At 71.5% G+C, this 20,579-nt stretch carries 23 protein-coding genes and 1 pseudogene; 14 read left to right on the top strand and 10 right to left on the bottom strand.

The features are described 5' to 3' along the window. The first annotated feature begins 29 nt into the window (after nucleotides 1-29). From AB0J42_RS11455 to AB0J42_RS11445, 3 genes are all read left to right on the top strand, one after another. Nucleotides 30-533 carry a VOC family protein gene (locus AB0J42_RS11455; protein ID WP_364291680.1) on the top strand — a complete coding sequence of 168 codons (504 nt, stop codon included), beginning with the start codon at nucleotides 30-32 and terminating at the stop codon, nucleotides 531-533. Nucleotides 534-1,086: 553 nt separating this feature from the next. Next, nucleotides 1,087-1,731 (top strand): phosphotransferase, encoded by a 645-nt coding sequence (locus AB0J42_RS11450; protein ID WP_364291826.1) that lies wholly within the window; start codon nucleotides 1,087-1,089, stop codon nucleotides 1,729-1,731. 9 nt (nucleotides 1,732-1,740) lie between these two features. After that, nucleotides 1,741-2,544 carry an alpha/beta hydrolase gene (locus AB0J42_RS11445; RefSeq protein WP_364291677.1) on the top strand — a complete coding sequence of 268 codons (804 nt, stop codon included), beginning with the start codon at nucleotides 1,741-1,743 and terminating at the stop codon, nucleotides 2,542-2,544. On the opposite strand, the gene AB0J42_RS11440 is transcribed toward AB0J42_RS11445, so the two are convergent. Next, a complete protein-coding gene (locus AB0J42_RS11440; protein ID WP_364291674.1) occupies nucleotides 2,522-2,977 on the bottom strand; it encodes a hotdog domain-containing protein in 456 nt (151 codons plus the stop codon). The two genes, AB0J42_RS11445 and AB0J42_RS11440, sit on opposite strands and share 23 nt — an antisense overlap. Then, nucleotides 2,978-3,610 carry a TetR/AcrR family transcriptional regulator gene (locus AB0J42_RS11435; protein WP_364291671.1) on the bottom strand — a complete coding sequence of 211 codons (633 nt, stop codon included), beginning with the start codon at nucleotides 3,608-3,610 and terminating at the stop codon, nucleotides 2,978-2,980. A 92-nt stretch (nucleotides 3,611-3,702) separates the two neighbouring features. Here AB0J42_RS11435 and AB0J42_RS11430 point away from each other — a divergent pair. The 4 genes and pseudogenes from AB0J42_RS11430 to AB0J42_RS11415 all read left to right on the top strand — a co-directional run. Beyond that, nucleotides 3,703-3,783, top strand: a pseudogene (locus AB0J42_RS11430) (hypothetical protein); the annotation flags it as partial. A gap of 202 nt (nucleotides 3,784-3,985) precedes the next feature. Then, nucleotides 3,986-4,639 carry a hypothetical protein gene (locus tag AB0J42_RS11425; protein ID WP_364291835.1) on the top strand — a complete coding sequence of 218 codons (654 nt, stop codon included), beginning with the start codon at nucleotides 3,986-3,988 and terminating at the stop codon, nucleotides 4,637-4,639. Nucleotides 4,640-4,647: 8 nt separating this feature from the next. Further along, the gene (locus tag AB0J42_RS11420) at nucleotides 4,648-5,265 is read left to right on the top strand and encodes a TetR/AcrR family transcriptional regulator (protein ID WP_364291668.1); all 618 of its coding nucleotides are present in this window, start codon (nucleotides 4,648-4,650) and stop codon (nucleotides 5,263-5,265) included. A 61-nt stretch (nucleotides 5,266-5,326) separates the two neighbouring features. Then, nucleotides 5,327-5,494 carry a hypothetical protein gene (locus AB0J42_RS11415; protein WP_364291665.1) on the top strand — a complete coding sequence of 56 codons (168 nt, stop codon included), beginning with the start codon at nucleotides 5,327-5,329 and terminating at the stop codon, nucleotides 5,492-5,494. Between the two features lie 11 nt (nucleotides 5,495-5,505). On the opposite strand, the gene AB0J42_RS11410 is transcribed toward AB0J42_RS11415, so the two are convergent. From AB0J42_RS11410 to AB0J42_RS11395, 4 genes are all read right to left on the bottom strand, one after another. Further along, nucleotides 5,506-6,225 carry a DUF4097 family beta strand repeat-containing protein gene (locus AB0J42_RS11410; RefSeq protein ID WP_364291662.1) on the bottom strand — a complete coding sequence of 240 codons (720 nt, stop codon included), beginning with the start codon at nucleotides 6,223-6,225 and terminating at the stop codon, nucleotides 5,506-5,508. 168 nt (nucleotides 6,226-6,393) lie between these two features. After that, a complete protein-coding gene (locus AB0J42_RS11405; protein WP_364291659.1) occupies nucleotides 6,394-7,227 on the bottom strand; it encodes an LLM class flavin-dependent oxidoreductase in 834 nt (277 codons plus the stop codon). Nucleotides 7,228-7,310: 83 nt separating this feature from the next. After that, nucleotides 7,311-7,658, bottom strand: a complete 348-nt coding sequence (locus AB0J42_RS11400; RefSeq protein ID WP_364291656.1) for an STAS domain-containing protein — start codon at nucleotides 7,656-7,658, stop codon at nucleotides 7,311-7,313. Between the two features lie 33 nt (nucleotides 7,659-7,691). Continuing rightward, nucleotides 7,692-9,125, bottom strand: a complete 1,434-nt coding sequence (locus AB0J42_RS11395; RefSeq protein ID WP_364291653.1) for an LCP family protein — start codon at nucleotides 9,123-9,125, stop codon at nucleotides 7,692-7,694. A 77-nt stretch (nucleotides 9,126-9,202) separates the two neighbouring features. Between AB0J42_RS11395 and AB0J42_RS11390 the strand changes: the two genes are divergently transcribed. Next, nucleotides 9,203-10,219: a glycosyltransferase family 2 protein gene (locus AB0J42_RS11390; RefSeq protein ID WP_364291650.1), complete on the top strand. Its 1,017-nt coding sequence runs from the start codon at nucleotides 9,203-9,205 to the stop codon at nucleotides 10,217-10,219. Nucleotides 10,220-10,286: 67 nt separating this feature from the next. Here AB0J42_RS11390 and AB0J42_RS11385 read toward each other — a convergent pair whose 3' ends face one another. Then, entirely contained in the window at nucleotides 10,287-11,690 is a 1,404-nt protein-coding gene (locus AB0J42_RS11385) for an SDR family oxidoreductase (protein ID WP_364291647.1), read from the bottom strand. A gap of 94 nt (nucleotides 11,691-11,784) precedes the next feature. Here AB0J42_RS11385 and AB0J42_RS11380 point away from each other — a divergent pair, with 94 nt between their 5' ends. From AB0J42_RS11380 to AB0J42_RS11355, 6 genes are all read left to right on the top strand, one after another. After that, nucleotides 11,785-13,218, top strand: coding sequence for a CDP-alcohol phosphatidyltransferase family protein (locus AB0J42_RS11380; RefSeq protein ID WP_364291644.1), 1,434 nt, complete (start codon nucleotides 11,785-11,787; stop codon nucleotides 13,216-13,218). Then, nucleotides 13,215-13,838: a DUF5941 domain-containing protein gene (locus tag AB0J42_RS11375; protein WP_364291641.1), complete on the top strand. Its 624-nt coding sequence runs from the start codon at nucleotides 13,215-13,217 to the stop codon at nucleotides 13,836-13,838. The genes AB0J42_RS11380 and AB0J42_RS11375 overlap by 4 nt, the downstream gene beginning before the upstream one ends. Nucleotides 13,839-13,915: 77 nt before the next feature. Further along, a complete protein-coding gene (locus AB0J42_RS11370; protein ID WP_364291638.1) occupies nucleotides 13,916-14,650 on the top strand; it encodes a phosphocholine cytidylyltransferase family protein in 735 nt (244 codons plus the stop codon). Nucleotides 14,651-14,661: 11 nt separating this feature from the next. Next, nucleotides 14,662-15,720: an iron-containing alcohol dehydrogenase family protein gene (locus AB0J42_RS11365; RefSeq protein WP_364291635.1), complete on the top strand. Its 1,059-nt coding sequence runs from the start codon at nucleotides 14,662-14,664 to the stop codon at nucleotides 15,718-15,720. Then, nucleotides 15,698-16,465, top strand: a complete 768-nt coding sequence (locus AB0J42_RS11360) for a CDP-alcohol phosphatidyltransferase family protein (RefSeq protein ID WP_364291631.1) — start codon at nucleotides 15,698-15,700, stop codon at nucleotides 16,463-16,465. The genes AB0J42_RS11365 and AB0J42_RS11360 overlap by 23 nt, the downstream gene beginning before the upstream one ends. Before the next feature lie 189 nt (nucleotides 16,466-16,654). Beyond that, entirely contained in the window at nucleotides 16,655-17,539 is an 885-nt protein-coding gene (locus AB0J42_RS11355) for a glycosyltransferase (protein WP_364291628.1), read from the top strand. A gap of 9 nt (nucleotides 17,540-17,548) precedes the next feature. Here the strand turns inward: AB0J42_RS11355 and AB0J42_RS11350 are convergent, their stop codons facing one another. The 3 genes from AB0J42_RS11350 to AB0J42_RS11340 form a co-directional block, all read right to left on the bottom strand. Further along, on the bottom strand, nucleotides 17,549-18,262 hold the full coding sequence (locus AB0J42_RS11350) for an acetoacetate decarboxylase family protein (RefSeq protein ID WP_364291625.1): 714 nt from the start codon (nucleotides 18,260-18,262) through the stop codon (nucleotides 17,549-17,551). 88 nt (nucleotides 18,263-18,350) lie between these two features. Further along, complete coding sequence (locus AB0J42_RS11345; RefSeq protein WP_364291622.1) at nucleotides 18,351-19,337, bottom strand: glycosyltransferase; 987 nt, start codon at nucleotides 19,335-19,337, stop codon at nucleotides 18,351-18,353. 56 nt (nucleotides 19,338-19,393) lie between these two features. Continuing rightward, nucleotides 19,394-20,554: an acyltransferase family protein gene (locus tag AB0J42_RS11340; RefSeq protein WP_364291619.1), complete on the bottom strand. Its 1,161-nt coding sequence runs from the start codon at nucleotides 20,552-20,554 to the stop codon at nucleotides 19,394-19,396. Nucleotides 20,555-20,579 lie beyond the last annotated feature (25 nt).

Raw genomic sequence — 20,579 nt, 5'->3', positions numbered from 1 at the left:
CCCACCAGGAAGGGGACCGCATGCCAGGCATGAACACCGTGAACCCATTCATCATCACCGACCGAGCCGCCGAGCTCATCGACTTCCTCATCGACGTGTTCGGCGCCACCGACGTGCCCGAGGCCCGCACGCTCGACCGGGACGGGCTCATCCTCCACGCCGAGCTCCGCGTCGGCGACTCGCTGCTGATGCTCGCCGACCGCAAGCCCGACTGGCCGTTCACCCCGGCCCTCACCCGCGTGTACGTGGACGACGCGGCGGCGACCCTCACCCGCGCGGAGTCCCGTGGAGCCCGCATCGTGACCCGCCCCACCGACTTCTTCGGCGACACCCTCGCCCGCTTCCAGGACCCCTCGGCGAACCTCTGGTGGGTCTGGCAGCACAACCCCCAGCCCCCTCAGGACTGGCCCGAATCAGAAGGCGACGACTGGTCCGGCTTCGCCACCCCCGAACTCCACTACATCCACGGAACCCTGCTGGAAGCGATGCGCACCCTCCAGGACCCGAGAGATCACCGAACCGGCCAGATCTGAACGGCCGGCGGAAGGTCCTCGATGCCGCCGCCCTCCGGGATCATGCCCCAGAGGAAGGGGACCAGGTAGCGGGGCGGCTCGCCGACGAACGCGGTACAAGCATGGTCTTCGCCGCAGGGGCGCTCCGCGCCTCCAGCTCAGGCTGTTCTATGCGGGGGCAAGCCCCCGCACCCCCAGGCGAGGGGCCCGCCCCTCGCGCTCCCCGGCCTTGACCGTCATCAACACCCCGGTCACTAGGGACCCCACGACCTCAATAAACACAACGCTACGCCGCATACCGCGCCGAGAAGGAGAAGGAGGAACAGTGATGAGCGTAGGTGAGGTCGCGGCCGGCTTCGAAGATGGCGGCAGCTCCCGGGCGACGGCCTCCCCGATGGTGCCGAACGAGACGTCCGTGACCTGCCCTCCGCCGGGTCCGGGGTGCTCCTTGCTAGGCACGGCCGGCGTGGCGGGGCATGGCCGCTGGGCCGAGGTGTGCCAGGTCAAATGACGTAGCGCGTCGGAAAACGGGTTGCGGGTCAAGATCCGGGCGGGGAGGCTGCCTCGGGTGAGGATGCACGACGGCCAGCTGACGGTGTCCCCCGAGACGGTGCGTACGCTGCTCGACGAGCAGTTCCCCGAGTGGCGCGGCCTGGAGGTCAGGAGTGTCGACTCCGCGGGGACGGTCAACGCCATCTTCCGGATCGGCGACCGGTGGACGGCCCGGTTCCCGCTGCAGCCGGGGGACGTCGAGGCGACGCGGCTGAAGCTTCAGGCGGAGGCGCGGGCGGGCCGGGAGCTGGCGGGACGGACGCGGTTCCGCACGCCGGAGCCCGTGGCGCTGGGGGAGCCGGGGGCGGGATACCCGCTGCCGTGGTCGGTGCAGACGTGGCTGCCCGGGGTGGTGGCCGGTGACGAGGACCCGGGGGAGTCGGAGGCGTTCGCGCGCGACCTGGCCGAGCTGATCAGGGAACTGCGCGCCGTCGAGACGCGGGGGCGGACGTTCGCCGGGGGTGGGCGGGGTGGGGATCTGAAATCCCACGACGGGTGGATGGAGACCTGTTTCAAGAAAAGCGAGGGGCTCCTCGACGTCGGCGGGTTCGGGCCGGCCGACCCCGCGCTGGATCTCGTGAGCGCGTGGCACCTGCTGGAGGAGGGGCCGCCGGACGCTGGATCGGCTGAGCCGTCAGTCGTAGTACCGTCCAGCTTTTCCGGATAAAGGAGGATCATGGTGGGCACGGTTCGTTCCAAGGACGGCACGGTCATCGCCTTCGAGGTGGTGGGTGAGGGGCAGCCGTTGATCATTGTGGACGGCGCCACCGCTCATCGCGCGGTCAACCCGCTGGGGGCCGAGGTGGGGGAGTTGCTGCGTGACGGGTTTCGTACGTACACCTATGACCGGCGAGGGCGCGGTCAGAGCGGCGACACCGCCCCGTACGCGAAGGAGCGCGAGATCGAGGATCTCGCGGCCCTGATCGCCGAGGCCGGAGAGCCCGCCGTGGTCTGCGGATTCTCCTCGGGAGCGGCGCTGGCCCTGGACGCGGCGGCGGCCGGGCTGCCGATCAGCCGGGTGGCGGTCTGGGAGCCGCCGTTCATCGTGGACGACACCCGGCCGCCGCTGCCGCCCGACTATGTCGAGCGGCTGGACGAGGCGGTCGCGCAGGGGCGGCCCGGTGACGCGGTGGCGCTGTTCTTCACCGTCGCGGTCGGGATGCCCGCCGAGATGGTGGAGGGGATGCGGCAGAGCCCGTTCTGGGCCGCCGTCGAGGAGGTCGCGCACACGATCGCCTACGACGGGCGGTTCGTGGCGGACGCGATGGCGGGCACGCCGCTCGACAAGGGCCGGTGGGCGGCGGTCGACGTGCCCGTGCTGGCCCTGCACGGCGACGGCACCGACCCGTCGCTGATGGTCGGCGCCCGGGCCGTCGCCGAGTTGCTGCCGACCGCGACGCTGCAGGTCGTCAAGGGGGAGCAGCACACCGTCGCGGCCGAGGTGCTCGCCCCCGTGCTCAGGGAGTTCGCCCGGCGCTGAGCGCTGTGGCGCGGAGGAGGAGGGGTTCGGCGGCGGCGCGGGTCTCCTCGCTGATGGGGGCGGGGCGGAGCGTCGCCGGGTGGAGGTTGACGTTGGCGCGGTAGCCCTCGGCGTGCGTGACCTGGTGGTCGGCGGAGAGGATGAGGAACCCGTACACCACGCTGCTCCGCCCCACCCGCTCGATCCAGAGGCGCACCGCCAGCTCGCCCGCCCCCATGACGGGCACGGCATAGGAGATCTTGAACTCGCGCACGGCCAGGAACACGTCCTTGAACGCCGACGTGGCCGGGTCCGGCGACCACCCGAGCCTGGTCCAGTACGCCGCGATCGCGCGCTCCACCAGCAGGGCGTAGCGCGAGTTGTGCAGCAGGCCCATCGCGTCGAGGTCGTCGAAGTGGACCTGGACGCGCTCGTAATGTCCCTCGTCGGGCATTCAGTCCTCCGGTAGCAGGGAAGGGTCGGGGCTAAGAGCGCGCAGCCGCTGCAGCACGGCGCGGCGGGCGTGCTCGACGGCGCGCTGGTCGTCGAGCAGCCGGGAGTGGGTGACGGCCAGCTCGCCGAGGGCTTCCATCTCGTACGCGAGCTGGTCGGGATCGACGTCGGCCCGGAGCTCGCCGCACGAGATCGCCTCGGCGGCGAGGCGCCGGACGAACGCCAGCCAGTCACGCATCGCCTTGGAGACCCGTTCGCGCACCTCCCCGGGACGGTCGTCGAACTCGGTCCGCACCGCCAGGAAGAAGCACCCGCCGGGGAGCACCCGGTCGGCGTAGAAGCGCAGCCGGGCCTCGTGCAGCGCGAACAGCCTCCGCACGCCCGCCGGGGCGCGCAGCGCCGGGGTGATGATCTGCTCGGTCCACTGACGGACGGCCCAGTCGACGGCGTCGAGCTGGAGCTGCTCCTTGTCGCGCCAGTGGGCGAAGAACCCTGACTTGCTGATGCCCAGCGCGGCGGCGAGTCGGCCGAGCGAGAGCCCGTCGAGGCCCTCCACGGAGGCGAGGCTCACGGCCTGGCCGAGGATCGCCTCCCGGCTCCTCTGTCCGCGCAGCAGGCGTCCGTCGTGCGTCATGCCGTCAGAGTATATGAACGACCGGTCGTTTATCTACTCTTGAGCGGTCGCTCAAATCCCGGTTACCGTTGAGCAGTCGCTCAAAATGAGAGGTGATCTCGGTGGCGGAGGCGGTCGTGGTCGGGGGCGGCATCGGCGGGCTGGCGGCGGCGGTCGCCCTGCACCGGGTCGGGTGGCGGGTGACCGTGCTGGAACGGGCCCCCGAGTTCACCGAGATCGCGCCGGGCTGGCGGTCTGGCCCAACGCCATGCGCGCCCTCGCCGCGCTCAGGCCGGCCGGTGCGGTGCGTGATGTCGCCGGAGTCGAGACCGTCGGCGGGGTGCGGGACCGCGCCGGGCGGTGGCTCTCCCGTACGGACAACGCCCCGGTGGGGGGATGCGGCGCGGGTGGCCGTGGGCGCGGGAGGTGTACGCGGTCTCGGGGTGGGTCGGGTTCGGCGCGGTCTTCTACCTCTTGGTTCACGGGTACGTGGAGCCGCTCCATGTCGTGCTGGCCGTGATGGTGGTTCCGATGTTTCTGGCCGCGGTGCGGAGAAGGCCGGTCACGCCTCGGTGGGGACGCCTTGAGGAGGGGCCCGAGCGGGAGCGGCGGCGGGCGCTGACCGGGCAGTTGCTCATGGTGATCACCGGGGTGGGGCTGTTCGCGGGCGGGGTGGCGGTGTCGGCCGTCGGGCTTACGGAGGTCTTCGTCGCGAGCGACCTGGCCTACCTGGGCACCGGTCCGGACGAGCTGCGGGCGTCGAACGCGCGGCTGCTGCCGTTCATCGCGCACGACAGGGCCGGGTTCGGCGGGGCGCTCATGGCGGCCGCCGCGGCGATCACGCTGCTGAGCGCCTGGGGGTGGCGGCGCGGCGAGCGGTGGGTCTGGTGGTCGCTCGGGGCCGCCGCCGTCGCCGGGTTCCTGCCCGCGGTCGCCGCCCATGCCGCCATCGGGTATCTGGATCTCTGGCATCTGGCGCCGGTCTTCGTGGGGATGGCGCTCACCGCCGCCGCCCTCACCCTCTCTCGCCCGTACCTGTGTGCCCGATGATGGTCGGCATGGCCGACACCCGACAGCGCCTGCTCGACGGCGCGATCGCGACGCTGCGCGAGCGCGGCATCACCGGAGTCTCCGCACGCACCATCGCCGCCACCGCCGGCGTCAACCAGGCGCTGGTCTTCTACCACTTCGGCAGCGTGCCGGAACTGCTCAAGCAGGCGTGCCTGGCCGAGACCGAGGCCAGGGTGGCGCCGTTCCTGGCCCGGATGGAGCAGGTCGGCAGCCTGCGCGAACTGCTCGACCTGGGCCGGGAAATCCACGCCGAGGAACGGGCCGCGGGGAACGTCGCCGTGCTCGCCCAGTTCCTGGCGGGCGCGCAGGCTGACCCGGACCTGGCGGAGACCACCGCGGCCGCGCTGAACCTGTGGATCGGCGGGCTGGAACGGACGCTGGAACGGCTGCTGTCCGGGTCGCCGGTCGCCGAACTGGCCGAGGTCGAGGGGCTGGCGCGGGCCGTGGCGGCGGCGTTCATCGGGCTGGAGCTGTTCGAGGGGGTCGACCCGGCCGGCGGGCGGGCGGCGCTGGACGCGCTGGAGCGGCTGGCGGTGCTGGCCGAGGTGGTGGACGAGCTCGGGCCGATGGCTCGCCGGGCGCTGCGGGCGAAACTCCGCCGTTAAACCGGGGTGGTGGGGGATACGGGGAAAAGGTCGGCAAAGACGTTGATCTAGGGAGATGTGCATGTTGCGTCGGAGGAGTCACAGGGCGATGCTCGCCGCCGCCGCGATGGTGGCCGTGCTCGGAGTGACCGGTGCCTGCGGGGGCGACGACGGCGGCGACGACGACCCGGACGTCGTCAACACCAACCAGCAGAACGACGACCACGACGACAACCACGACGACGACTGACGGCCGGGCGTTTAGCTGGTACGGATGCGGACATTTCCTGATCCGCTTCTGGCGATGATCGTCCGGTCGCTCTTGGCGCTCTTCAGCTCGGAGCGCTGCGACCCCTCGGCTGACTCGGCGGTGATCGCGTACTTCTCGCGCGGCACCGCCAGCGTCACCCCGCCCTCGCCCGACTGCGCGTCCAGCTTGTCGGGTGCGGCGGTGAAGGCCAGCGAGATGGAGCCGCTCGACGTGCGGGCCCGGACGTCGGCCGACTTCAGAGCCTTGCCCTTGATGGACGCGTCGCGGGCCAGGAGGCGGAGCCTGCCCGACGTGCCCTCCAGACTGATGGGGCCGTCGGCCGACACCTCCGCGTCCTGGTCCAGGTTCTTCAGGATGACGCCGTCCGCGGCGTTGACCACGAGCTTCGTCCCCGGCGGCACCCGTACGCGGTAGCGGGCGCCGCAGGTGCCGAAGACCATCGTGCAGTCGGCGCTCAGCCGGAGCGTGCCGTCCCGGAGCGACCAGGAGGCGTTGCCGTCCCGGGCCGCCTTGCCCTCCAGCCAGCGGTCCACCCGGACCTCGCCTTCCTTGCCGGGCAGGATGCGCAGGCCGCCCACGGAGGCTCTGATGGTCAGGGTCTCTCCGGAGTGCGGGAACGCCTTTCTGGCGTGCGTCTCGGTCTCGTCGAACGTCGCGCCGCAACCTGCGAGAGCGGCGATCATCGCTGTCGCTGCCACTATCCGCTTCATGCCTCCGATCGTGGCCGCGCGCCGGTCCACGGGGATCGGCCATCCGGCCGACCCGCGTCCGCCGTTCGGCCAGTCCTTCGTGCAGGAAGGGTTGGACCGGGGGCATCCCCCACCACCGGTAGGGGTGGAATCGGGCGTTTCTCTTCTTTGCGTGTTTCTCGTACGAGGTCAGAGTGCGGAGAGAAGAGCTGTCACGTGGGGGAGGGGGTCGGGTGTGACGGGGCGGACCAGGACCGTGTTGGCGCCTGCCGACCACAGGGCCTTGACGTGGGCCGCAGCCTCCTCGGCGGTGCCTGAGGCCATCGCCACCTCCTGCGGGGATACGCCCAGGAACTCGGCCTGACCGGCCAGAACATGGTCCGGGAAGCCCGATCCGATGTGCAGGTGTGTGAAGACGACGAGTTCGTGGTCGCCGGGGGCGGCGATCTGGTCGAGCGCCTGCCGGACCCGGTCGGGGCCGAAGCCCTCGGGCAGGACGGTGCCCTGGGCCACCCGTCCCGACAGGGCCAGCGAGCGTGGCCGGACGACGCCCGCGAGCACCGGCGGGACCTCGCGCGGTGGGTGTACCAGCGACAGCCCATCCAGCCGGACCGACCGGCCCGTCATGGTGACCGTCTCGCCCCGCAGCAGAGCCCGTACGGCGGTGATCGTCTCTTCCAGGAGGGCGAGCGGCGACGGCGCGGCGGCCCCCGCCTGGGCCATCCACGCCGGCACCCCGTGACCGATCCCGGCGGCCAGGCGGCCGGGATGCAGCCGGGCCAGGTTGGCCAGCTCCATCGCCAGCAGCATCGGGTTGCGCAGCGGCGCGGGGGCGATGCCGATGCCGACCCGCAGCCGGGAGGTGACGGCCAGGGCGGTCGCGGCCGAGGAGATGCCGCCGGTCCAGCCCAGGTCCTCCACCACCCAGAGGTCGTCCAGCCGGTCCAGGTCGTCGAGCGCCCGCGCCACCGGCACGAGCTGCTCGGGCGGCAGGTCCCTGTCGAAGATCACACCAAGTCTCACGGATCAAGAGTAGGCCCGCACCAGGCCTTGGTGGGTGCTGCGCGTCGGCGAGCGAGGGGGTCGGGTCGGTTCAGGAGTCTGGGTCAGGCGGCGGTGCTGAGGGCTGCTTGGGCGTCCGCGAGGGAAGGGCTGGTCTCGAAGTGGTGGTCCAGGTTGGTGATGGTCAGCAGGTGGCTGATCATGCCTTCCTGGAGGACGAGGATCAGTCGTCCGCCGGTGCGGCGGGCGTGGTTGAGCGTCGAGACCAGCACGCCCAGACCCACCGAGTCGCAGAACGGCACCTCCGTCAGGTCGAGCACGAGCCGGAGCGGGCCGGGAGTGGACAGGACGGGCTCTAACTCGGCGCGGAGGCGGGGAGCGCTCGTCACGTCGAGGTCGCCGCAGAGGCGCAGAACCGTGCAGAGATCCTCCTGCCAGCACCTGACCACCATGGGTAAAAGTTGCCCTGCCGACCGATCGTTAATCTACTTCTTGCAGATGTTCTGGGTCGCGGTTTGCGCGAGCGGGGTACCGGTGGGCTTCGCCGAGGGCGACGACTTGGGCTTGGCCACCTTGGGCTGGTCGGTGCCGAGGACGACCTCGATGCCCTCGATGTCGACCTGGCGCAGGTCGGACTTGGGGATGACGGCCGCAACCGTGCGCGCCGCGGCCTCCTGGCCGGGGCCGTAGCGCACCACCGTCTTCTTGTGGTCCTTGCGCGCGGTGTTGCCCGCCTCCTCCGGCACCTTGAACCCGTACTGGATGAGGGCGTTCCGCGTCCGGGCGCCGAGCCCGGTGATCAGGGTGCCGTTGAGCACCTTGAGCGTGACCTGGTCGGGCGGCAGCGTCGGCGGCGTGGACGGCGACTTCGACGGGCTCGCCTTGGGGCTGGGCTTGACCAGGTCCTGGTCGGCTTCGATGGCCCGGAACAGTTCGCGTGCCTTCTGCTTGTCCCACAGCACCGCCGACTCTCCGGTGGGCGTGCGGTAGTCGACGTCGGCCAGCGGCACGTCGGCGAACTGCACGTTGTCGAGCTTGACGTCCCTGAGCTGGGAGGCCAGGCCGAGCAGGCCGTCGTCGGGGTCCACCTTGATGGTGCGGAGCGTGGTGTTGACGAACGACGCGAGTTTGGCCGGGTTGGCGAGCGTGTCGGCGCTCAGCGCCCGGTTCATCAGGGCCGAGATCACCTGCTGCTGGCGGTCTATCCGGTCGAGGTCGGAGCGGGCGGTGGCACGGGTCCGGGCGTAGCCGAGGGCCTGGGCGCCCTGCAGTTCGTGGGTGCCGGCGTCGAGTTCGAGCCCGGTCTTCGGGTCGTTGATCGCGACGGGGGTGCAGACGGTGACCCCGCCGAGCGAGTCGACCACGTCGATGAAGCCCAGCACGTTGACCTCGATGTACCGGTTGATCTTGAGGCCGGTGACCTGCTGGACGGTCTGCACGGTCAGCTTCGGCCCGCCGAGCTGATAGGCCGCGTTGATCTTGTGTTCGCCCTCGCCGGGGATCGTCGTCCAGGTGTCGCGGGGCAGGCTCACCACCGTGATCCGGCTGTGGTCCTCCGACAGGCGGATCACCATCATGGTGTCGGTGCGCTGGCCCGCCTCGCGGCCGAGCTTCAGCTCGTTCTGCTTCTTACGGGTGAGGTCGTCGCGCTTGTCGACCCCCACGAGCAGGATGTTCTCCGCCCCGCGCGGCGCGGACTCCGCCACGCCCGCGTCGACCGTGCCGATCTGCCGGGGCGTCGCCCACACCACGCCGGTGCCGACGAGGACCGCCGTGGACAGGAGACCTGCGATGACCGCGTTGCGCCGCCGCGCCCGGGCGCTCCTGCGCGGCCTGCGTCTGGCACCGGCGAGCCTGACGCCGCCGTAGGCGTCGCCGCCCACGATCACCCCGGCGTCCTCCTCGCTCGGGTCGCGCATGCCGGTCCCCCTCCGTGCTGAGGATTGGGCTTTCGATTGCCGTCCTCCCGTGGTCGTACAGTAGCGTGAGCCCCGCCATGAAGCAGTTCCCCGACTCGCCGCACGCGCCAGCGGAGACGCGTGGCTGGCCCCCCATCTCCGTCGTCATGCCGGTCCTGAACGAGGAGCGCCATCTCCGCGAAGCCGTCGACCAGGTCCTCGCCCAGCAGTACCCCGGCGAGATCGAAGTCGTCCTCGCCATCGGACCGTCGCAAGACCGCACACAAGAGGTCGCCGACGAGATCGCCGCCGCCGACCGCCGGGTGATCGTCGTCCCCAACCCCACCGGCCGCACGCCCAACGCGCTCAACGCCGCCATCGCCGCCTCCCGCAACGGCATCATCGCCAGGGTCGACGGCCACGCCATGCTCCCGCCCGACTACCTGCGGGTAGCGGTCGAGACCCTGTACGAGACAGGAGCCGACAACGTCGGCGGCGTGATGGCAGCCGAGGGCATCACCCCCTTCGAGAAGGCCGTCGCCTGCGCGATGACCTCCAAGATCGGCGTGGGCGCCGCGGCCTTCCACGTCGGCGGCACCGCCGGGCCCGCCGACACCGTCTACCTCGGCGTGTTCCGGCGCTCCGCGCTGGACCGGGTCGGCGGCTACGACGAACACTTCCAGCGCGCCCAAGACTGGGAGATGAACCACCGCATCCGCCAGACCGGCGGCCTGGTCTGGTTCCAGCCGCGGATGCGCGTCTCCTACCGGCCCCGGCCCAACGTCAAGGCACTGGCCAAGCAGTACTTCCACTACGGCCGATGGCGCCGGGTGGTGGCGCGCACCCACGAAGGCACCATCAACCTGCGCTACCTCGCGCCGCCGGCCGCCGTGCTCGCCATCCTGCTCGGGCTGGTGGTCTCGCCGTTCTTCCCGCTCGGGCTGATCATCCCCGGCGGGTACGTCGCGGCCATCCTGGCGGGGTCGGCGGTGACCGGCAGCGGGCTGCCCTGGGCGGCGAGGATCCGGCTGCCGCTGGTGTACGCGACCATGCACATGTCCTGGGGCTGGGGCTTCCTCACCAGCCCCCGCAAACTGGCCCACCCCTCACGCTGACCTGCGACCCCGCGCCGCCTCGCCCCGCACGGCGAGGCGGCGCACCTGTGCCGGTGCCGTTCTTCGATCAGGCTTCCACGACCTGGCCGGTCAGTCCGGAGACGATCGCGTCCAGGCAAGCCCGGGCGGTCGTGTCTGTCCTTCCGTACTCCGCGTCGGTGGGTGGGTCTGCCTCATGCTTCGTGTCCGCTCGCGGCTGGTCCGGGGGTTCGGCGTTCGCCGGGCTCGTGGGGGAGGGGAACATAGGCGCGAGGACGGCGTTGACGCGGATTCCGTCGGGTGCCCATTCGGCGGCGAGCGCGCGCGCCAGCTCGGCGGTGGCGGCTCTGGCTGGGGCGGCGAGGCTGCCGTCGCCCCCGCCGGACTGGAGGACGAGCGTGCCGCCGGTCTCACGCAGCACGGGGTAGGCCGCTCTGGCGACGTGGGCAGCCCCGAGGTAGGCGAGCGCCAGCGCGTCGGGGTCGGTCGTCACCAACTCGCCATGCTGGGGTGAGCCGGGGTCGCGGTGCTGGGTCGGGCCGGGATCGCCGCTTTCCACGGAGAAAGCTCCCGCGAGATGGATCACGCAGTCCACGGGGCCCGCTTCGGCAAGCGCCTTGGCCGCCTGCTCCTCCGTACGGGCGAGATCCGCGGGGAAGGACCGTACTGTCGCGCCGTGGCGGGACGCCAGGGCGGCGAGTTGTGCGCCGTCGCCGAAGACCGCGACCGTACGGCCGGAGAGAGCCTGCCGGTAGTCCGCCGGGGCGGGCGGCGCGTCGGCGGCGGCCTGGCGGAGCAGCCGGTCGGCGATGGCCAGGTCGATGGGGTGGGTGACCTTCATGTTGCGCTCGCTGCCCGGCACCAGGTGGATCGGGACGTCCGGCAGGTAACGCAGCACCACGCCGCAGTCGTCGGTCGCCTGGCGGGTGGCGAAATCGGGGTCGGCCATCGCCCGCCGGTACGCCTCGCGGATCACCGACAGGCGGAAGCCCTGAGGTGTCTGCGCCCGCCGCAGCCGCGACCGGTCCAGGACCTCGCGGACGATGTCGTCCTCAGCCACCAGCACGGTGTCGGAGCTGGGGATCGCCACCTCGACCGCCTCGTACGTCCGCAAAGCACGCACGCAGTCGGCGATGATCCGCGGTTCGAGCAGCGGGCGGACGGCGTCGTGCAGGAGCACGTCGCAGTCGCGGTCGCCGACCGCCTGGAGGGCCCGCCAGGTGCTCTCGGTCCGGGTGGCCCCGCCCTCGACGATCGCGGTCACCTTGCCGAACCCGCACCGCCGCACCAGCTCGCGCACCGGCTCCACGAACCCGGGCGTCATCAGCACGATCACCTCGTCGACGTCGGGTGAGGCGTCGAACACCGCGATCGTGTGTTCCAGGATCGTCCGCCCGGCGAGCTTGATGAGCTGCTTCGGCTCGCTGTGGCCGACCCGCTGACCGACGCCGCCCGCGAGCACCACACCGATGGAGGGCCGCCGAGAAATCATAGTTCGAGGGTAACGGTCCAGGTCCGTGCTATCGCGTGGACGGATCGCTACGCTGTGTCCACGCGCTCCCTCATCAAACGGGAGGATCCGCGCTTTGACCGACTCTCCCACGGCCCTCTCGGCGGTGCTGCTCGCCACGACCCCGGCGAGCCGGCTCGGCTGCGCCGAGGGCACGCTCCTCGACCGGCTCACCGGCCAGCTCGCGAGCACGCCCGTGACCGACGTTCAGGTGCTGACCTCGGCCGGCGGGCTCGCCGCCGACCTGCGCGGCCTCGCCAAGCTGGTGCGCGTCGCGACCGGGACGGTCGCCCTGCTCCCCGCCGACCTGATCGCCCACACCGAGGCGCTCGCGCTGCTGCTGGAACATCCGGCCCGTGACACGCGGGCGCTGGTCGCCGGCGAGGACGCGGCGGGCCCGATGCGGCCGCCGCTCCGGGTCGAGGGCGGGCGGATCACCGCGGCGGGCAGCTCGTTCCACACCGTGCCGGAGGCCAACGCCGCGTTCGCGGGCGTGCTGCAGACGGGCGAGGCCGACCTGGGGGCGCTCGCCGACGTCGCCGAGGAGCTGGCCGAGCTGGCGGAGTCGGGGCGGCTCGGCCCGGTCACGCCGGTGGAGGCGGCCGACCTGCTGCTGGTCGGGCTGGTCCGGTCGGGGGTGCGGGTGCGCGCCGCGGAGCTCGGGCCGCTGCACGCCGTGCGGGCCACCGGCCAGGCCTCCGCCGACGCCGCGATCGGGCGGCTGGCCGAGGTGGACGAGGACGAGGTACGGCTCGACGGCGCGGTCAAGTCCGACGACGGCTTCGTGACCTCGTACTTCGTCTCCCCCTGGACCCGCCACCTGATCAGGCCCGCGCACGCGCTCAACCTCACCCCGAACACCGTCACCGGCTTCTCCATCGGGCTGGCGGCGCTGGCGGCGGTCTGGTTCTCGGCCGGTACCCGGGGCGCGCTGGTGGCGGGCGCGGTGCTGTTCTTCCTGTCGTTCGCGCTCGACTGCCTCGACGGGCAGCTCGCGCGCTACACGCGCGGGTTCACGCCGCTCGGCGCGTGGGCCGACGGGATGGGCGACCGGCTCAAGGAGTACGCGGTCTATGTCGGGCTGGCGTTCGGGTACGCGGCGGCGCACGGCGGCGGCAACCCGGACGGGATCTGGTATCTCGCCGCCGGGGCCATGATCCTGCAGACGCTCCGCCACTCGATCCAGTTCTCGTACGCGGGGTCGGTGTACGACGCGGGCCAGGCCGCCCCGCCGACGGGCAGGCCGGGGCGGTCGCTGCTGGAGCCGGCCGACGACGGGCGGCGGCGTCCCCGGCAGGGGCTGCTCAGGGTCGCCCAGCGGGTGCGGCGCGGCTCGGCCGTCCACTGGCTGCGCAAGATGGTGGTGCTGCCGATCGGCGAGCGCACGGCGCTGATCGCGGTCACGGCGGCGCTGGCCGACGCCCGGGTGACGTTCCTGGCGCTGCTCGGCTGGGGCGGCCTGGCCGCCGTCTACCAGCTCGGCGGCCGGTTCATGAGGGCGGTGGAATGACTTCCCTGGAGATGGTCCCGGTGCCCCGCGGCAAGGTCGCCGCCTACCGCGACGACGGGCCGCTCTCGCGCGTCATGGGCATGCTGGTGGCCGGGCAGCTCCCGCCGCTGCCGCCGCTCGTCGCCGCCGCGTTCGTCACCGGGATCCTGCTGCTCATGGGGGTGGCGGGGGCCGGCGGGCTGGCGGTGTTCGCGCCGCTCGTGCCGCTGCTGCTGGCCGGGCCCGGCAGCTCACACCCGCACGACGGGCGGTTCGACTGGCTGGCGCCGCCGATCCTGCGCGCCATCGAGTACGCGTTCATCGCCGCCTGCGGCTTCGCCCACGGCGTGCCCCCGGTGCTGATCTTCCTGCTGCTCGGGGCCGCGGCCTTCCACCACTACGATCTGGTCTACCGGCTGCGCCAGCGCAGGTACCCGCCGCCCTGGCTGGCCACGCTCGGCCTCGGGTGGGAAGGTCGGATGCTGGTGCTCGGCCTGTTCGCGCTCATGGGCTGGGTGACGGCCGGGTTCGTGCTGCTCGGGGCCTACCTGTGGGGCGTGTTCGGCTGGGAGAGCCTCACCTGCTGGCTCGCCGCGCCCCGCATCGGGACGCGGGCGGCGGACACGGGAACGCAAGACTAACGGCGGATTACCCGCACGAGGCCCAAAGCCAACTAACCTTTGGGCCTACGTAGACATGCTCGACTGAGGAGTGCACGTTGCTGGGAATGGTGCTGGCCGCTGGAGCCGGACGACGCCTGCGGCCGTACACCGACACGCTGCCTAAGGCGCTCGTGCCGGTCGACGGCGAGACCACGATCCTCGACATCTCGCTGCGCAACCTGGCCGCCGTCGGCCTGCGCGAGGTCGTGGTCATCGTCGGTTACGCGGCGCAGGCCGTACACGACCGCAAGCGCGAGCTGGAGGAGCGCCACGGCGTCGAGCTCATCCTCGTGCACAACGACAAGGCCGAGGAGTGGAACAACGCCTACTCCCTGTGGTGCGCCCGCGACTACTTCTCCCGCGGCGCGCTGCTGGTCAACGGCGACACCGTGCACCCCGTCTCGGTCGAGAAGACCCTGCTGGCCGCGCCCGAGACCAGCGACATCCTGCTCGCCGTCGACAACGTGAAGAAGCTGGCCGACGAGGAGATGAAGGTCACGCTCGCCGAGAAGGGCGAGCTGCGCCGCATCACCAAGCTGATGGACCCGGCCGACGCCTACGGCGAGTACATCGGCGCCACGCTCATCCGCCCCGGCGCCGCCGAGCGGCTGGCCGACGCGCTCAAGACCACCTTCGAACGCGACCCGCAGCTCTATTACGAGGACGGCTACCAGGAGATGGTGGAGCGCGGCGAGACCATCCACGTCGCCCCCATCGGCGAGGTCGACTGGGTCGAAGTGGACAACCACGACGACCTGGTCAAGGCCCGCACCATCGCCGTCCGTTACTGAGAGGGGCCAGGATGCCGCTTCTTGCGAGGATGCTGCCCGCGCCGATCCAGATGGAGGTCAGGCGCGGCGCGGTCGCGGAGCTCGGCGCGCTGCTCGCCGACAGCAGGGTCGCCACCTCCGGCCGGGTGGCGGTCGCCGTCGGCCCCGGCCAGGGCGACCACATCGAGACCCTGATCACCCCCACACTGGGCGAGGCCGAGGTCTTCCGCGTCTCCGACGGGAGCGTGGAGGCCGCCGTCTCCCTCGGCGGCGACCTGCGGAAGGGCGCCTTCGAGGTGGTGGTGGGCGTGGGCGGCGGCAAGACCATCGACACGACCAAGTACGCCGCCTCGCTGGCCGGCATCCCGATGGTCGCGGTGGCCACCAACCTGTCCCACGACGGCATCTGCTCGCCGACGGCCTCCCTCGTGTACGAGGGGGGCAAGGGCACGTTCGGTGTGCCGATGCCGCTGGCGGTCCTGGTCGACCTCGACTTCGTCCACAAGGCGCCGCAGTCGCTGGTCCGCTCGGGCGTCGGCGACGTGCTCGCCAACCTGTCGGCGTGCGACGACTGGCACCTGGCCAACGTCGAGCTGGGCGAGCCGCTCGACGGGCTGGCCTGCTCGATGGCGCGCACGGCCGCCGAGGCGCTGCTCGGCCGGCCCGACTCGGTGGAGACCGACGCCTTCCTGACGGTTCTGGCCGAATCGCTGATCCTGTCGGGCATGTCGATGGTCGTCGCCGGGTCTTCGCGGCCCGCGAGCGGCGGCGACCATGAGATCATGCATGCCGTGGACCAGCTCTTCCCCGGCACCTCCAACCACGGCGAGCTCGCCGGGGTCGGCACCGCGTTCTGCTACTTCCTGAGAGAGGACGAGGACCGGCTCAAGCAGGTGATCCGCTGCCTGCGGCAGCACAGCCTGCCCGTGACGCCCGGTGATCTCGGGCTGACCACCCAGCAGTTCACCGAGGCGGTCTCGCTCGCGCCCGCCACCCGTCCCGGCCGTTACACGATCCTGGAACACCTGAACCTGGGGGACTCCGAGATCCGCGATCGGGTGGAGGACTATGTCCGGGCCTTCGGTAGCTGAGCTGCGCGGGGTCGCCCAGCCCCCCGGTCACCTGGAGCGCCGCAACGGCGAACACTGGGCAGGCGTGCTCTACATGCGCCGCCTGTCCATCTACTTCACCTGGCTGATGACCAGGACGCCCGTCACGCCCAACCAGCTCACCTACGTGATGACGGCGGCGGGCGTGGCGGCCGGGGTGGTCGTGGCGTTGCCGGGGCTGTGGGCGGCCGTGGCGGCCGCCTTACTGGTCCAGGTCTACCTGCTGCTCGACTGCTCCGACGGCGAGCTGGCCCGCTGGACGGGCAAGACCTCGCTGGCGGGCGTCTACCTCGACCGGGTCGGCGCCTACTTCACCGAGGCGGCGCTGCTGGCCGGGCTGGGGTGGCGGGCGTCGGAGGTGCTGCCCGACTGGTACACCGTGCTGGGTTTCGCGGCGGCGCTCGGCGCGATCCTCATCAAGGCGGAGTCCGACCTGGTGGAGGTGGCGCGGGCCAAGGGCGGCCTGCCGCCCGCTTCCGAGTCGGCGGCCGTGCAGTTCCGCTCGGGGCTGCTGGGGCTGGGCAGGAGGGTGCTGGCGGCGACCCGGTTCCACCGGATCGTGCAGCCGATCGAGCTGTCCCTGCTGGCGCTGGCGGCGGCGGTGATCGATGTGGTGCGGGGCGATCTGGCCGCCACCCGGGTGCTCGTGGTGGCCTGTGTGGTAGCGGCTGGGCTACAAGTCGTTCTGCATTTGGTCAGCATTCTCGCGTCGAGGCGGCTGGCGTGATGCGATTCTCGGAACCGGCGGGGCCGCTCGTCCGTCCTAGTGGTCAGACATTCGCGGTTCGGTGGGGGTTCACTACCGGTTCCGATACGCTTAGCCCCACAAATATCAGGAAATATTGCGACCCAGCAGACTCGGTGATCATGAAAGATTGCTCCGCCCGTGCTCTCAACGCGTCAGGACGATGATTCGTTGAAGATCTCGTGCGTCATCCTCACCATGGGTAACCGGGTCGCGGAGCTGGACCGGGCGGTCGAGTCCGCGCTCAACCAGATCGACGGCGACGTCGAGGTGGTGATCGTGGGCAACGGCGCGGACGTCCCCAAGCTGACCGCGACGCCCCCCGCTGGCTCGTCGGCGACGGTCAAGACGATTCGGCTCGACCACAATACGGGCATTCCCGCCGGCCGCAACCGAGGTGTCGAAGAGTGCACCGGTGACGTCGTGATGTTCCTCGACGACGACGGCTGGTACGCCAACCAGAAGGTGGCCGCGCACGTCCGCGACCGCTTCGCCACCGAGCCCGACCTGGCCGTCATCTCCTTCCGCGTGATGGACCCCGACGGCGGCATCGGCCAGCGCCGCCACGTCCCCCGCCTGCGGGCCGGCGACCCCGAGCGCAGTTCGCCGGTCACCACGTTCCTGGGCGGCGCCTCGGCTGTCCGCCGCTCCGCCTTCCTCCAGGTGGGCGGGCTGCCCGAGCGGTTCTTCTACGCCCACGAGGAGACCGACCTGGCCTGGCGGCTGCTCGGCGAGGGCTACCGCATCGAGTACGACGCCGAGACCGTCATGTACCACCCCCAGGTCCCGCCCACCCGCCACGCCGACTTCTTCCGGCTGAACGCGCGCAACCGGGTCTGGCTGGCCCGCCGCAACCTGCCGTGGCCGCTGGCGGTGCTCTACCTGCTCGACTGGGTGGTGCTGACGCTGATCAGGGAGCGGGGCTCCAAAGAGTCGCTCAAGGCCTGGTTCACCGGCTTCTTCGAGGGCCTGCGCACGCCCGCCGGCGAGCGCCGTCCGATGGCCTGGAAGACCGCCTGGCGCATGGTGAAGCTCGGCCGCCCGCCGATCGTCTGACGGCCCGCCCTAGACGAACTCGGCCTCGTCCAGCGTCATCATGGCGTGCGCGACCGTGCCCGTCATCAGCGGGCGCTTGGGCAGGCCCAGCTCACTCAGCTCCTTCGCGATCGGATGGTTGCCCAGCCGGATCAGCGCGCCGCCGGGACGCAGCCGCAGCCCCCGCGTCCGCAGCGCCCACGGGATCCGCCGGGTGCGGCCGTCGAGATGCGTGTAGGCGTCCAGCGACATCAGCGGGCCGGGGCCCGGCAGCGGGGTGCCCGGCTTGACCAGCATGTCCAGCACGAGCCGGCCGTCCCGGCGCAGGATGCAGCGCTTGTACGGGGAGTCCAGCCGCAGGTCGATCTCCGCCAGCTCCTTCGGCACACCCCAGAGCGTCCGCCCCGCCTCCAGCGTGAAGCCCTGGTCGACCGGCATCCAGTGGACGAACGCGGCCGCGTTCCGGAGATCGCCCAGCCCCACCGAGCCCGTCGCCCCCGGCCGCCGGATCAGGAACGCCATGCCGAACTCGTGGTAGGCGTCGAGATCGCCGTCGCGGTAGTCGGCGAAGACCAGCACGCACACGGCCTTGCCGGGCAGCACCTCGGCCACGTCCTGCCCCGAGTACGTGAGCACGGCCCGCGCGGCGTCGGCCCGGACCAGGTAGAGAGCGCCGCACACCATCACGTCCCTCACCCGGACGGGGAACCTCACCGTCCGGCCCTGGATCAGTTGCGATGCCATGTCTCCAGTACATCAACCTCGGAACGCGCCCGCCATCACCCGGCGGATGCGCTCTGTAACGGGAAGGACGGGGTGGGGGCCAACGCAATCACCCCGCCGATCGGCTCTGTACTGCGAAGGACGGGGTGGGGGCCGGGGCGTCTGCCCAGCTCTCCATGCGCGCGACGAACGCCGGTGCGTGGTCCGGCCAGTGGTGGTGGGCGCGGGCGTGGGCGTGGCCGCGCGCGCCGAGCGTGCGGCGCAGTTCCGGGCTCTCCTTCAAGTCCAGTACGGCGTCGAGTGCCGCCTCCACGTCCAGGGGGACCACGAAGCCGCAGCCGGCCCGGTCCACGACGGCGGCGCCCTGGGGCGTGGTGACGACCGGGAGGCCGCGGCCCAGGTAGTCGAGGACCTTGGTGGGCAGGCCGGTCACCTCGGGAGCGGCCAGCGACAGCCCCGCCAGGGCGCCCTCGGCCATGCGCAGCGCGTGCCGGAGCGGCACGTGGCCGAACCAGTCGAGCAGCCCGACCCGCTGGGCGTCGCGGAGCAGCGGGCGCGCCGCCGGGTCGGCGGGGCCGATGAGGTCCATCCGGATGCCGTGCGGGACCAGCCGCCGGGCCAGCCCGATCAGCTCGTGCACGCCCCGGCCGGCCGACAGCCGGCCGATGTGGACCACCCTCCTGTCGCCGGGCGGGGGAGGGGCGGGCGACACGAGGGTGGCTTCGGGCACCACGTCGGGTGTGATCACGTGGCATCTGCGGGCCGCCCGGGCCAGCCTGGCGCCGGTGACGTCTTCCCGTACGTCCCAGACGACCGGCGGGCGGCGGAACGGCAGCGCGCGGAGCAGCCGGTGGTCGTGCACAACCAGCAGGTCGGCGTCGCGCGCGCCGCGCCGCAGAGCCTTGCGGGCCCGGCCGGAGCCTGGGTCGCGGGCCACGTCGACGGCGGTGAGCCGCGGGGCCGGGGTCACGTTGTAGTGGGTGAACGGCGCGACGTAGGTCACCTCGTGGCCCGCGTCGAGCAGCGCCCCGATCTGCCGATGCATGATCCGGGCGTCCTCGGGATGATGGACGACGGTGGCAACGCATACCCGCATGCGTCGATGCTCCGGGTTTGCCGGGTCAGCGGCGTGAATGCGGGGGGAACGGCCGCTTAACTTCTGGAGGGGCGGCGATAGAGCCAGGTCAGGCGCGGCTCAAGCATCCACTTGAAGACCGTCCGGGTCTCCGGCAGGCAGAGCACGATCGCCAGCGCGAAGCAGCTGGCGCTGATCGCGAGCGCCCCGAGCGGGCCGTGCAGCCAAGGCAGGTTGAGCCAGCCCTGCTCCTTGGCGATCATCACCGGGACGCCGTGGAGCAGGTAGCAGTAGAGCGTGCGGGTGCCGAGATCGGAGTACCACGTCTCGCCCCGGGGCACCAGCGCCAGGATCGAGAAGATGAGCGCCAGGGCGCAGATCAGCAGCGCGGTGCGCAGCCCCAGCCCCATGTACCAGGACAGGTCCATCTTCTCGTAGCTGTTCTTGTAGTAGAACGGCGCGAGCTTGGTCCGGGGCGCGACGTAGATGGCCACGGCGGCCGCGGAGAGGATGACGAACACCCCGCAGATCTTGATCCAGAGCCGGTCGAGCATCTGGAAGTGCTCCGGCTGCATGACCAGGCCGATCACGAAGAACGGCATCAGGCCGAAGAACCGGTCCATGCTGAAGTCGCCGGAGAGGTTGGAGAACCCGGCGAACAGGTAGATCGCGATCGACACCGGGACCGGGTACTTCATCCGCTTCCACACCGGCGTCGACAGCCGCCAGAACAGCAGCGCGATCAGGTACCAGTTGAGCCAGGCCGGGTCCATGATCGTCAGGCTCCACTTCTGCCCGAGGGAGAAGCGCAGCGCCGCGTAGCCGACCTCGACGATCACATACGGCACGAGGAACGTGTCGACGAGCTTGTTGGTCTTGGCGTTCGAGTTCCAGAAGTTCCTGGACAGGTAGCCGCTGATCAGCACGAACGCCGGCATGTGGAAGGTGTAGATGAAGACGTAGAGCGCCCGGTTGGAGTGGGCGTCGAGCGTCGGCACCAGCGAGTGACCCACGACGACGAGCGAGATGAGCACGAACTTGACGTTGTCGAGGTACGGGTCGCGCTTGCGCTTCGGCGGCTGCTCCGCCTTGGGCTCCGGCGCGGGCGTGGCCTGGCCTTGGCCGCGCCCGGCGAAGAGGTTCTCGCCGGGGAGCGGCCAGCGGGCTCCCGTGTTCGCTGGACCTGCGCTCTCTTCGCCGGGAGCCTGGACCGGTGGGGAGAACTTGGTGTCAGACACAGGGACGTCGCTCAGCTTCGCTCGG

It is taken from the genome of Nonomuraea sp. NPDC049649 (assembly GCF_040675175.1).
Taxonomy (GTDB): domain Bacteria; phylum Actinomycetota; class Actinomycetes; order Streptosporangiales; family Streptosporangiaceae; genus Nonomuraea.
Note: the sequence above shows the minus strand (reverse complement) of the source record. Positions and strands in the feature narration are given on the sequence as shown.

What these genes read in the sequence shown, in the direction of transcription:
- AB0J42_RS11455 (WP_364291680.1), top strand. Translation starts at nt 30, where the DNA reads ATGAACACCGTGAACCCATTCATCATCACCGACCGAGCCGCCGAGCTC.
- AB0J42_RS11450 (WP_364291826.1), top strand. Translation starts at nt 1,087, where the DNA reads ATGCACGACGGCCAGCTGACGGTGTCCCCCGAGACGGTGCGTACGCTG.
- AB0J42_RS11445 (WP_364291677.1), top strand. Translation starts at nt 1,741, where the DNA reads ATGGTGGGCACGGTTCGTTCCAAGGACGGCACGGTCATCGCCTTCGAG.
- AB0J42_RS11440 (WP_364291674.1), bottom strand. Translation starts at nt 2,977, where the DNA reads ATGCCCGACGAGGGACATTACGAGCGCGTCCAGGTCCACTTCGACGAC.
- AB0J42_RS11435 (WP_364291671.1), bottom strand. Translation starts at nt 3,610, where the DNA reads ATGACGCACGACGGACGCCTGCTGCGCGGACAGAGGAGCCGGGAGGCG.
- AB0J42_RS11425 (WP_364291835.1), top strand. Translation starts at nt 3,986, where the DNA reads ATGCGGCGCGGGTGGCCGTGGGCGCGGGAGGTGTACGCGGTCTCGGGG.
- AB0J42_RS11420 (WP_364291668.1), top strand. Translation starts at nt 4,648, where the DNA reads ATGGCCGACACCCGACAGCGCCTGCTCGACGGCGCGATCGCGACGCTG.
- AB0J42_RS11415 (WP_364291665.1), top strand. Translation starts at nt 5,327, where the DNA reads ATGTTGCGTCGGAGGAGTCACAGGGCGATGCTCGCCGCCGCCGCGATG.
- AB0J42_RS11410 (WP_364291662.1), bottom strand. Translation starts at nt 6,225, where the DNA reads ATGAAGCGGATAGTGGCAGCGACAGCGATGATCGCCGCTCTCGCAGGT.
- AB0J42_RS11400 (WP_364291656.1), bottom strand. Translation starts at nt 7,658, where the DNA reads ATGGTGGTCAGGTGCTGGCAGGAGGATCTCTGCACGGTTCTGCGCCTC.
- AB0J42_RS11395 (WP_364291653.1), bottom strand. Translation starts at nt 9,125, where the DNA reads ATGCGCGACCCGAGCGAGGAGGACGCCGGGGTGATCGTGGGCGGCGAC.
- AB0J42_RS11390 (WP_364291650.1), top strand. Translation starts at nt 9,203, where the DNA reads ATGAAGCAGTTCCCCGACTCGCCGCACGCGCCAGCGGAGACGCGTGGC.
- AB0J42_RS11385 (WP_364291647.1), bottom strand. Translation starts at nt 11,690, where the DNA reads ATGATTTCTCGGCGGCCCTCCATCGGTGTGGTGCTCGCGGGCGGCGTC.
- AB0J42_RS11375 (WP_364291641.1), top strand. Translation starts at nt 13,215, where the DNA reads ATGACTTCCCTGGAGATGGTCCCGGTGCCCCGCGGCAAGGTCGCCGCC.
- AB0J42_RS11365 (WP_364291635.1), top strand. Translation starts at nt 14,662, where the DNA reads ATGCCGCTTCTTGCGAGGATGCTGCCCGCGCCGATCCAGATGGAGGTC.
- AB0J42_RS11360 (WP_364291631.1), top strand. Translation starts at nt 15,698, where the DNA reads ATGTCCGGGCCTTCGGTAGCTGAGCTGCGCGGGGTCGCCCAGCCCCCC.
- AB0J42_RS11350 (WP_364291625.1), bottom strand. Translation starts at nt 18,262, where the DNA reads ATGGCATCGCAACTGATCCAGGGCCGGACGGTGAGGTTCCCCGTCCGG.
- AB0J42_RS11345 (WP_364291622.1), bottom strand. Translation starts at nt 19,337, where the DNA reads ATGCGGGTATGCGTTGCCACCGTCGTCCATCATCCCGAGGACGCCCGG.